Consider the following 8,458-nt stretch of genomic DNA (forward strand, 5'->3'; position numbering starts at 1 on the left):
ACTTTTCAAACAACCTCTTAGAATAAAACTTTCTTTTTTGAAGATATAATTAATATTTTAAAATCAAGAATACTTTTTATTTAAAAGTTTGTTTTTTAAATAAAAATATTTTTATCTTTTTTTACTTACTTTTTTCTGTCTTTAAAAAAAGAATATATTTAGATATTGTTTTTATAAAACTAATATAAAAATTTTATTATTCTCCAAAATTTAATTTTTTTTATTGAATTTATACTATTAAGCGAATTAACGGATTTAGGAAATCAGATTCTCAATTATGATTGAGAATATAGCTATTATAATAATTTTAAGCAAAAGCTCAACTATGAACTTACAAGATTTTGAAGCCCAGTATCGTGAGGCTATGGCTGAAACTCTCAATGAGCTACAAACAGCAGTTTTATTGCTAGCGCAAGTACAAGATAAAATTTCAAACATTGGCAGTTCTGTACAAAATCTTAGTGAGCGTGTGGAAGAGTTCATCGCTAACCAAAAAGCAGAATAAATTCACGCATAACACAAAACTTTATCTGTGGCGACAAGTAAACTGTTCTTCAATTGCAAAGATGAGATCCTTAAGTTTTAACGGTTTGACAAAATAGTGACGTGCGCCCAAACTCAGAGCTAGTTCCTGATCTGCTTTAAAAGCAAAGGCTGAAACCACAATAATAGGTATTTTTGACAAATCAGGTTTTTGCTGGACTTGTTTTAAAAGCGAATAACCGTCAACATCTGGCAGTTTCAAGTCTAGTAACATTAAATCTGGCTGGAATTTCTCTATAGTTGAGAAAAAAGTAGAGCCTTCTGATAAACTCTCGACATCGTACCCACTGTAACTTAGATAGTCACTCAGTAACATCCGATTGAGATAATGGTCTTCAACTAGCAAAATTCGTCTAACTTTGTGTGACCGCAATGGCTGATCTATATTGAGTAATTGTGCTGTCATTGCCATCTATTATCTGATTATTTTAATTAAAAGCCAACAATTATTACGATAAACCAAAACGGGAGTGTATTTAAATATAGTGAAACAAATAGAAATTTGACTTATCTAAATCTATTCAAAGATATAAATAAATTAAATTTAGCTACACTACAACACCTAAAGGATACTATCCTTAAAGATAATTTAATCAAGAATTAAGCTTTTCTTTTGCGAACTTTGTCTTAATTTTAGTATTAAATGAACAATTGCTTTTAAAAATTGAATCGTCGAATTTGTATTAGTAAAACTACTTAAGTAATACTGTACGTTATGATAATTCCCCTTCCTAAAACAGGTTTCATTTAGATGTGAGGGTAATTCAGGAGACAGGAGGAACTGTTTGCCAATGTTTTTAGAAATAGTATAACCTAGAAGATTAAATTATCTTACAGTTTGAAGAAATTCTTCATCAAAAAAGGGAGCTAATAAATAGCTCCCTAACTTATTTGTCGTTTTTAAACCACAATCTTAAATAGATGCTTTTTTAAATTTGCGTTGGGTAGCAAACACACCAGCAATACCCAACAGACCAAGCATTACTGATGGTTCTGGGACTGCTGCGGGTGGTACACCTTTTATGCCAACTTCATAGTTGCCACTGTGGGACTTGCCATCAGCACCTACTCCTAAACTGTTACTTAGCCCACTTTTCGTAGCAGAAAAGCTGTAAAGGAAATCAGTCTTGTCATTGTAGGTAACTTTAACAACTTCACTAGCTTGGAATCCAGTTTTGAGAAAACTAGCCAAGAGTGGTGATATGGGAGCATAGTACTCTTTCAAATTAAAGTGACCGGCTAACCCAATTTTAATATCGCCAGTGATGTCATTTTGATTAACATAAGAGATATTAGGGTCGCTGGAGCGTTGGAAACCATTGATGCCCAAAAACGCATTATAAGCTGTAGGGATTAAATTTGCTCCTAAACCAGCTGCCTTAGCAAATTCGTTAAACCAAGTATTTGCAAAGTTCTTTGCTCCATAGCTTGTACTCAATCCTGAGCCAGTACTAAACCAATCTGTTGCTGTCAGACTGCTCAAGGTAATACTTTTATCACCAATTTGCCCTGTCAAAGTGGTGTTTTTGGTGAAATCAAAACCAGACCCTTCACTGCTAGCTCGTAACTCTACGTTTCCAGTAGGATTTGCAGCATTACCATCCAGAACTTTCTGGACGTTTGTCTGAGTATTTGGCACAAGAACAGTACTGTTACCTGACACATCATAGACTAAATAATCACTTGCTGCTGTTCCACCTATGGTAGCACCAGTAAGTGTTCCAGCCTGTGCTGGTACTGTGGCAAGAGCGCTCACACCAATAGCCATTGAAGCACCAATCACAAGTTTCTGAAAAGTCATCTTCATTTTTTCAAGTCTCTGTCAGTTTGGAAGTTAAGTTTTAAACTATTGCCGTTTTTAGGCTTGGGCTGTCTTGACTACAGGCTTTTTGACAATATGGTTGCTTAAAAACGCAACCTATATCGTTAGCCGTGTTTGGTAGCTTTGCGTACAAACCCAGTTTAAGAAACGGTGAGACCTGATTGGGTAAAGTTCATGCTGATTATCAATGAAAAGATGACTAATATTTATAGACTTTTATACGTATAATTACAATTATAGTCAAAATAACATAGTAATTTTAAATACAGCTTATTATTTTAGTAGAATATAAGTATTCGTAGGGGCAATTCATGTGCATTGGTGTCAACTTAAGCTAGAAATAGCTTCGCTGCGGGCTTCATAACCCGCCAGAGAATGAATTCTCTGGCTCATAGCTAAAGTCTACTGAAGTAGACTGAATATTTTTGGGGATATCTAGTCATCTTCAGATGACTTTCGCTATGATTCTTGGAACTGAAGTTCCTTGCGGGACATAGTTTTTGCGTTAAGTTGACACCAATGATTCATGAATTGCCCCTATGGTGTGTTCTCTCCACAGACTTTGCTGCAAAAAATCTTTGGTGTTTAATTTGAGAAAAAATTTAATTTAGGAATTCAGCAATTCTTTCCACAGCAGTTTCTAACAAAGGTGGCTCATGCACCAAGGCAAAACGGACATATCCTTCTCCAGATTTGCCAAAGCCAGCCCCAGGGGAAGCGGCTACACCAGTTTGTTTGACTAGCTCGGTACAAAATTCTATGGAGTTTTGACTCCAAGATGGGGGTAACTTTGCCCAAATGTACATTGTCGCTTCGGGAGTGGGAACTTTCCAGCCAATGCGATGTAAAGCTGTAATGAAAGCATCTCGGCGCTTCTGGAAGGTTGCAACGGCCGTTTTCACCCCAGCTTGCGGGCCAGTCAAGGCTGCGATCGCACCATTCAAAATTCCCCGATACTGATTAAAATCAACGGCGGCTTTTACCTGGCGTAAAGCATTAATTAACTGGGCATTCCCGATGGCGTAGCCAATGCGGAAGCCGCCCATATTGTAAGACTTGGAAAGGGTGAAAAATTCTACCGAGACGCTTTTCTCTGGATCAGCTTGCAGAATCGAGGGTACTAGGGATTTTGGATTTTGGATTTTGGATTTTAGATTGGGAGAAGAGTCTACCCAGTCTCCGGTCTGCTCAAATACCAAATCTACGTAGGGGAAGTCGTGAACGAGGACGAGATTGTGTTGCTGACAGAAGGCTACAGCTTCTTGGAAGAAAGATAAAGGTGCGATCGCAGCCGTGGGGTTATGAGGGTAACTTAATACCATCATTCGCGACTGCGCCAAGACTGGGGCGGGAATATCAGCAAACACTGGTAAAAAATCATTTTCTGCCCGTAATGGCATTGGGTAGATTTGGCCACTTGCTAGATAGACTCCCCCCGCGTGCGAGGGATAACCTGGATCGAGCAACAGGGCAAAATCTCCTGGATTGAGTATTGCTAGGGGTAAATGGGCTGTACCTTCTTGAGAACCAATCAGAGGTAGTACCTCAGTTTGAGGATCTACTCTGATGCCAAATTTTTGTTCATACCATTTGGCTGCGGCTTCGCGAAACCCTTGAGTACCGTTAAACAACAGATAGCCGTGGGTACTGCGATCGTGGAGAGATTGGGCGATCGCCTCAATTACGTGTGCCTCGGCTGGTAGATCAGAAGACCCCAAGGACAAATCAATTATCTGTCGTCCAGCGGCCAAAGCGACTGCCTTGGCTCTGTCCATATCAGCAAATACATTAGATTGTAGGGGTTGTAAACGTTGTGCAAACTGTATGTTAGTCATTAGTCATTGGTCATTAGTCATTGGTCATTGGTCATTTGCTATGAACTATTGACTAATTACTGCTTAAGTGAGTATCTAAAAGAGCAAGTAATTTATCTTTGCCGATAACTCCTTCAGTGGATTCTAGTAGTTTATCTCCTTGAAATAGTCTGAGGGCAGGTACACCTTCCACTTGGTACTGCTTAACAGTGAGTGGGTTAGGGTCAATTTCCATCTTAACGACTTTGAGGCGATCGCTATATTTGGTAGCGGTTGAGTTAATCAGGGGCGACATCAATTGACAAGGCCCACACCAGGAAGCCCAAAAGTAAACTAATACAGGCTGCTCGGCTTTTAACACTTCGGTTTCAAACTCAGCATCAGTTATGGTGATTACAGCCTTACTCATTGCAGTCTCCGTCAGGTGGCGATCAAAGTTGGCACACACAATACTTTATCCCAAAGTCGTCAATAGTCCATAGTCAATAATTCATAGTTATTAGGACTGTTAACTATTGACTAATGACGTAAAATCCCACAGCCAATAGGTGTGGGACTAGCTCAAATAAGTTTTCTGCCAATTTTACAGTTGATCCAATTGCTTGCGTAGTGAATCTAACTCGGCATCAACCACCTCATTAGATTTGGGATTAGGAGCAGTGGTTTCTTGTTGTTGCGGTGGCAGTTGAGCTTGATTTTGTGGAGCTGCGGGTGGTAGCATTTGCGCTTTCAAAGCTGCCAATTCATCATCAACATCGCTACTACCTTCCAATCGGGCAAATTGGCTTTCTAAATCGGCACCTGCTAACTCTCCTGCTGACTGGGCCCGAGCTTCTTGCATCAAGACTTTTTCTTCCATCCGCTCGAAGGCAGACATGGCACTGCTGGTATTCATCCCACTGACCATGTTTTGGAGTTGTTCTTGGGCTTTAGCAGTGGTGATTCTCGCTCTGAGCATTTCTTTCTTGGTCTTAGCCTCAGAAATTTTGCTTTCCAGCTGGATTAAGTTGCGCTTGAGGGTTTCAACTTGAGTGCTTTGGGTATCTAAACTAGCTTTGAGGGCAGTACTGGTGTCAGTATAAGTCTTCTTCCGCTCTAAGGCTTGTCGTGCTAAGTTTTCATCACCTTTTTGTAGAGCCAGTTGGGCATTGCGTTGCCACTTATTAATTTCATTTTGGGCATCATTGTACTGTTTCTCGCTGCGTTTTTGGGCGGCGATCGCCTGAGCTACTCCTTGACGAAGCTGCACCAAGTCTTCCTGCATTTCCAGGATGGCTTGCTCTAGCATTTTTTCGGGGTCTTCGGCTTTGTTAACCAGGTCGTTGAGGTTAGAACTAACAACTCGCTTAATGCGATCGAATAATCCCATAACTTTGTTTTTCCTTGTGTGCTTTACGCTTTTTGTTGGACAGTTAGCTTTTTTACTTTTTTAATAGCTACCTATTTCAATGTAATCTTTCCGGCTTGAATCAGTACCTCCCAACAACTCTTAATTGTTAAGATATCTCCAAACTGGGGTAATTAGCCGAACTTCAAGAAGAGGCAGGGGGCATGGGGCAGGGGGCATGGGGCATGGGGCATGGGGCATTGGGCATGGGGACAAGGGGAAAGACTTGTTTCAAGTTCTCACCTCTTGTCCCCTTGTCCCCCTTATGTCCCTCATCTCCCCCTGCTCCCTTGCTTGCTTTTCAAGAGTCCTGAGTTTTGGGTAACTGCTGTTGGGGAGGCTGCACTGTCTTCTGGTTTTCCTCAGTGAGGAGATTGTTGTGCTGTGTGTTTTCTGCCTGGTTTAAAACCTGCACCTTCATCGCTGCCAACTCGGCATCTACATTATTATTAGATTCCAAGGAAGTAAATTGTGTTTCCAAGTCGTCGCTACCGAGTTGAGCGATCGCTTCGGATTGAGCTTCTATTTGCAAAACTTTTTCTTCCATGCGCTCAAAGGCACTTAGACTGCTGGTGGTAGAAACTCCACCAAGCATTTCCTGGAGGCGAGAAGACGCTTCAGCAGAACGGGCGCGAGCGATATACATATCTTTTTTAGTTTTCGCCTCGGAAATTTTTAACTCTAGCGATCGCATATCCTTTTTTAGCCTAGCTACTATATCGTTTTGCTGCTCTATTTGGGAAAATAGGGCTGTAGCGGTTTGTTTATACGCTTGGCGCTTAGTTAAAGCTTCCCGTGCTAGAGGTTCGTTGCCTTGTTGCAGTGCCAATTGGGCGCGGCGATACCATTCTTCTGTTTGAGAATTGGCGGCTGCTGCCTGTCGTTCAGTACGTTTCTGGGTAGCGATCGCTTGTGCTACACCCTGCCGCAACCGCACTAGATTTTCCTGCATCTCCAAGACAGTTTGCTCCAGAATCTTTTCTGGATCTTCTGCACCGCCGATCAAACTATTAAGATTAGCGCGAATCACCCGCAGGATACGCTTGATTAATTCCATATCGGCTCTCCATTCACGAAACTCAGTAATGAGTGCTGAGTGCTGATTGCTGAGTGCTAAGTGCTGTTAGCGGGGCGTTGAGCCAGTACTGAGTTTTGAATTAGTTATGGAGTATTGAGTGCGTAGTTAAAGTCCTAAGTATAATATTACTCTGTCATAGGTTAGTCAATGAGTGCTGAATGCCCAGTTAGAGTCCTGAATCTAATATTCATATTTTTTGTTGTAGGGCTGTAAACAAACAAGATTTTGTCTCTTACTACTCAGCACTCAGCACTCATTGACTCAGCACTCATTGACTCAACACTCAAAACTCAGCACTCAAAACTCAGCACTGTTATCTCATGGTATCGTAGATTTTTGCAACTTATGGCTGCTGAACCCGTGCTTTAATTCCTCTTGCCTGTAACAATTTCAGATGTTGTTGTACTTGTTCTTTAGTTTTAAAAGCACCCAGATAAATCAATTCTTTGTTGGGTGATAAATAAGCATCAGGAATTACTTGCCGTGCTGAGGCATAAGCCGCGCCTTTATTCTCTATCACTACATGATAAAACCCATCTGTTGCTGGTTTGATTTCTGCATCCGGTTTTGGTGAGGTTGCGATTGGATTAGGCGAGGTTTTTGCTGTTGGAGTGGGAGGCAAATTCAGGGGAGGCAAGGATTGTAGTGTCGGTACTGGTGCTAAGGCGATCGGATTTGTCGGTTTTAGGGCTGTGTTGGGTTCAGGTAATGCCGCTTGAGGATTTGTAGGGTTTTGGGGAGTTGGTTGGACTTTGGGTTTTAAGCCAACTACATCCTTGGGATCTCTCACTTCAGGAAACTCTTGGGCAGCTAGATTGGGATACTTGGGTATAGATGTACTTGGTGGCTGGATTTGAGGTTGGGCATTACTCCCAACTTCCTCGGTATTTTCTGTTGCAGGAGGCGAGTTTCCGTTAAACAAATTGCCTAAACTCCATTGTGGCAAGCTTTTGGGATTGAACACTACATAACCCAAAGTCAGACTCGCCACCAATAGCAGTAACATCGAGCCGATACCCAAAGGTGATAGCAGACTGTCGTTAGAATTGCTTGGTTTCTTAATTTCTGGTTGTTCTTCTGTCAGACTTCGCAGCAGTGCTTCACTAGATTCCAAATAGTCATCTGGGTGCTTAGGAGTTTCATCTGGCTGCAAGAGATTTTCGCTTTTAGTATTTTTAACGATCGCTGGCACAATGCTACTAGTAAAGTTGGGCGGGGGTGGTGGAAGTTGAGTTTGGGTTTTAGTATCGGAGGTGGAGGAAACATTAAGATTATTCAGTTCCTCGGTTTTTGGCGTAGCTGGCGCTAGGTTTATCTCAGGATTCACAGCTACAGAAGATGGAGGTGGGGGTGATACGTCAATTTTTGCCGTAGCTGGCGCTGAGGTTCCCTGATGATTCACGGGTACAGATGCAGGCGGTACGTTGGTTTTAATTTCCGTTCCTGATGACTGAGTTTTTCCCGATGTTGTAGGAATAACAGTCAACGATTGGGGTTGACTGCTCATATAACTTGCAACACGAGACTGCTTAGATGACACCAAACCACTTCGCGTGCGTCGGTATCGAGCTAACTCTTGATCTAACGGCACTTCTAAACTTGCAAGTGCTGCTGCTAGTACTGGTTTCAAACCAGATGTTTTAGACGATTGATTAGTAGCGGAGTCGTTCAGAGGGTTTTGAGTCATTGCTTCTGTACCTCAAACATAGACATGTTGGAATGAACTTTAGATATATTTGTGACAATAGTAGCGGAAATTATCTAAATAGATTGGGGATTAGGGGAGAGGTGACAGGTGACAGGTGATAGGGAAT

Annotated in this window: 8 protein-coding genes; 1 reads left to right on the top strand and 7 read right to left on the bottom strand. The window is 41.6% G+C overall.

Going from position 1 to position 8,458, the window contains the following annotated elements:
* Positions 1 to 325: 325 nt before the first annotated feature.
* Positions 326 to 505 (top strand): hypothetical protein, encoded by a 180-nt coding sequence (locus A4S05_RS32810; RefSeq protein WP_069073952.1) that lies wholly within the window; start codon positions 326 to 328, stop codon positions 503 to 505.
* Between the two features lie 21 nt (positions 506 to 526).
* On the opposite strand, the gene A4S05_RS32815 is transcribed toward A4S05_RS32810, so the two are convergent.
* From A4S05_RS32815 to A4S05_RS32845, 7 genes are all read right to left on the bottom strand, one after another.
* A complete protein-coding gene (locus tag A4S05_RS32815; RefSeq protein WP_069073971.1) occupies positions 527 to 949 on the bottom strand; it encodes a response regulator in 423 nt (140 codons plus the stop codon).
* Positions 950 to 1,456: 507 nt separating this feature from the next.
* The gene (locus A4S05_RS32820; RefSeq protein ID WP_256091344.1) at positions 1,457 to 2,344 is read right to left on the bottom strand and encodes an NF038130 family PEP-CTERM protein; all 888 of its coding nucleotides are present in this window, start codon (positions 2,342 to 2,344) and stop codon (positions 1,457 to 1,459) included.
* Between the two features lie 623 nt (positions 2,345 to 2,967).
* Positions 2,968 to 4,200, bottom strand: coding sequence for an LL-diaminopimelate aminotransferase (locus tag A4S05_RS32825; RefSeq protein ID WP_176727178.1), 1,233 nt, complete (start codon positions 4,198 to 4,200; stop codon positions 2,968 to 2,970).
* A gap of 52 nt (positions 4,201 to 4,252) precedes the next feature.
* Entirely contained in the window at positions 4,253 to 4,588 is a 336-nt protein-coding gene (locus A4S05_RS32830; RefSeq protein ID WP_069073954.1) for a thioredoxin family protein, read from the bottom strand.
* Between the two features lie 174 nt (positions 4,589 to 4,762).
* Positions 4,763 to 5,548 carry a PspA/IM30 family protein gene (locus A4S05_RS32835; RefSeq protein WP_069073955.1) on the bottom strand — a complete coding sequence of 262 codons (786 nt, stop codon included), beginning with the start codon at positions 5,546 to 5,548 and terminating at the stop codon, positions 4,763 to 4,765.
* A gap of 319 nt (positions 5,549 to 5,867) precedes the next feature.
* Positions 5,868 to 6,623: a PspA/IM30 family protein gene (locus tag A4S05_RS32840; protein WP_069073956.1), complete on the bottom strand. Its 756-nt coding sequence runs from the start codon at positions 6,621 to 6,623 to the stop codon at positions 5,868 to 5,870.
* A gap of 364 nt (positions 6,624 to 6,987) precedes the next feature.
* Positions 6,988 to 8,331, bottom strand: coding sequence for a hypothetical protein (locus tag A4S05_RS32845; protein ID WP_069073957.1), 1,344 nt, complete (start codon positions 8,329 to 8,331; stop codon positions 6,988 to 6,990).
* Between the last annotated feature and the right edge of the window lie 127 nt (positions 8,332 to 8,458).

This window comes from Nostoc sp. KVJ20 (assembly GCF_001712795.1).
In the GTDB taxonomy this organism is placed as follows: Bacteria; Cyanobacteriota; Cyanobacteriia; order Cyanobacteriales; family Nostocaceae; genus Nostoc.

Bases quoted from the DNA above. Each gene is read 5' to 3' on its own strand.
- A4S05_RS32810 (WP_069073952.1), top strand. From the start codon at position 326: ATGAACTTACAAGATTTTGAAGCCCAGTATCGTGAGGCTATGGCTGAA.
- A4S05_RS32815 (WP_069073971.1), bottom strand. From the start codon at position 949: ATGACAGCACAATTACTCAATATAGATCAGCCATTGCGGTCACACAAA.
- A4S05_RS32820 (WP_256091344.1), bottom strand. From the start codon at position 2,344: ATGACTTTTCAGAAACTTGTGATTGGTGCTTCAATGGCTATTGGTGTG.
- A4S05_RS32825 (WP_176727178.1), bottom strand. From the start codon at position 4,200: ATGACTAACATACAGTTTGCACAACGTTTACAACCCCTACAATCTAAT.
- A4S05_RS32830 (WP_069073954.1), bottom strand. From the start codon at position 4,588: ATGAGTAAGGCTGTAATCACCATAACTGATGCTGAGTTTGAAACCGAA.
- A4S05_RS32835 (WP_069073955.1), bottom strand. From the start codon at position 5,548: ATGGGATTATTCGATCGCATTAAGCGAGTTGTTAGTTCTAACCTCAAC.
- A4S05_RS32840 (WP_069073956.1), bottom strand. From the start codon at position 6,623: ATGGAATTAATCAAGCGTATCCTGCGGGTGATTCGCGCTAATCTTAAT.
- A4S05_RS32845 (WP_069073957.1), bottom strand. From the start codon at position 8,331: ATGACTCAAAACCCTCTGAACGACTCCGCTACTAATCAATCGTCTAAA.